3 protein-coding genes are annotated in these 1991 nt (G+C 49.2%); 1 reads left to right on the plus strand and 2 read right to left on the minus strand.

All coding sequences use genetic code 11. The annotated features are described in order from the left end of the window. Together AC4E7D_RS03445 and AC4E7D_RS03450 are read right to left on the minus strand one after the other, a co-directional pair. Positions 1–641: CDP-alcohol phosphatidyltransferase family protein (locus AC4E7D_RS03445; protein ID WP_490172411.1), on the minus strand; the 641-nt coding region annotated here is incomplete at its 3' end. A 93-nt stretch (positions 642–734) separates the two neighbouring features. Next, complete coding sequence (locus AC4E7D_RS03450) at positions 735–1334, minus strand: YdeI/OmpD-associated family protein (protein ID WP_490172412.1); 600 nt, start codon at positions 1332–1334, stop codon at positions 735–737. A gap of 66 nt (positions 1335–1400) precedes the next feature. Between AC4E7D_RS03450 and AC4E7D_RS03455 the strand changes: the two genes are divergently transcribed. Then, a partial coding sequence (locus AC4E7D_RS03455; protein WP_490172413.1) for a ThuA domain-containing protein occupies positions 1401–1991 on the plus strand: 591 nt, incomplete at its 3' end.

Here is a 1991-nt window from a genome sequence, read left to right on the forward strand (position 1 = left end):
CCCAAACCAAAAGTAGAGACAGCCGTCATCAGCCATTTTGGGAAGTTTTTGGCGGTACAGGCATCCCTGTCCAAAGCATAGATGAGTCGGTCGAACCCGCCATAGCAAAACTGGTAAATCCGGAAGAGCAGGGTCACGTAGCGTTGCCTTTCCCCGTCATAGGCCTTGGGTACCCCGGTTTCAAAAACACGACTGGTGGCATCTCCCTGGTGGCGGTTTCTCAGGATGGCGTAGTAATAATTGTAGAGGGTGCCCTGTAGTTCCAACCCAAAAAAGGCTAAAAGCGCCAACCATACGGAGCCATCGGTCACGTACCAAATGCTGAGGACGATCAACAGGTTGAGCAGGATGTCCGAGACCGAATCCAGGAACCGGCCTGTATAGGAAGGTCGGTTTTTTATTCGGGCAAGCTCCCCGTCTGCCGCATCGAGTATAGATTTGAAAACCAGGAAGAATACCGCCGCAAAGTAGTAGTGATTTAAGATGCAGTAGATAGCGGCCAGGCCAGAAATCACAAATCCCAGGGTTACATGTATGGGGGTAAAGCGGGTATTGCGCAGTGCCCGGGCAATCCTTATGGCAATTGGCCTTCCATAATCAGAAAGGTCAGTAAAACGGTATTTTGCTGGTAATTTGGGCATGGTAGTTCTCCTCAGCAACTTCAACCTCCCGGATTCCACCGGAAATCTCTTCCTATAAAGGTAAGGGTAAATTTACAAATGGGTAATGATTTCCTAAACTTCCCGCTGCTTCTGGTTGGCAGCGCAGAGGCGGATGATTTCGGCTATTCGTTTCGCCCTTGTTTCGGGCCTTTTGGCCTGATGGAGCCAATAGAGGTAGCTCTTTCTGTAGGTCCAGCTGAAATTTTTATAGTTGTTAAACGCTTCGGGATGAATATCGAACGCCTGTTGCATATCATCCGGGACTATACCATTTTCAACATCGTCCAGTGCTGTCCAGGAGCCATTTTTCATGGCGGTGGAAATAGCCCGTTTGCCGCTTTCATGCAACAAACCTTCCTTATCGAGCTCCTCCAAATAGGTCTTGTTGCGTTTGCTCCAAACGCTTTTGGGATTTCGGGGACAGAAATATTGCCGGCGTTTTCCTTCCCCGAGGTTTTTTACGGTACTGTCTATCCAGCCGTAACACAAGGCTACCTTTACCGCCTCCTCCCAGCGCATGCTTTCCGCCTCGTGGCCTACTTTGTAAAAGATCAGGTGTACTCCTTTTGAGGTAGCATGGTTCTCGTGCAGCCACGCCCGCCATTCGGCAGCTGTTTTGAAGTAAATTTCCTGCAATTGCACCATATCTGAGTTCCTCAATCCCCTGTCCATCTCATTTTGAAGGTGTGGAGAACTATCCCTATCTTTAATAGGCTTCTAAGATATTAAACAATTCAGATGAAAAGAACCTCCTTTTACCTTGTCCTGCTAACCATTCTTTTGATCATAGGATGTACCCGCAAACGCGAGGGGGAACCCAGGGTCCTGGTTTTTTCCAAAACAATGGGGTTTAAGCACGCGTCTATCCCCAGCGGGATTGCCGCTATTCAGGCCTTGGGTGAAGCACACAACTTTGCCGTGGACACTACGAAAAATGCCGAACTGTTTACAGATGAAAACTTAAAGGCCTATTCGGCCGTAATTTTCCTTAGTACCACGGGCAATGTACTCGACCACAGGCAGGAGGCGGCCTTTGAACGATACATTCAGGCCGGGGGTGGTTTTGTAGGGGTCCATGCAGCTACGGATACGGAGTACGACTGGAATTGGTACGGCCGGCTGGTAGGGGCGTATTTTGAGAGCCACCCAGAAGGTACCCCGGAGGCGGATTTTGTGATACAGGACCGTGATTTTATCGCCACGCAACATTTTGAAGATCCCATATGGCACCGGACTGATGAACTCTACAACTTCAAAAAGATCTACCCGGACATCAATGTATTGATGACTGTTGATGAGGCCAGCTATGAAGGGGGCACTAACGGGGAT

The organism is Lentiprolixibacter sp. (genome assembly GCF_982873095.1).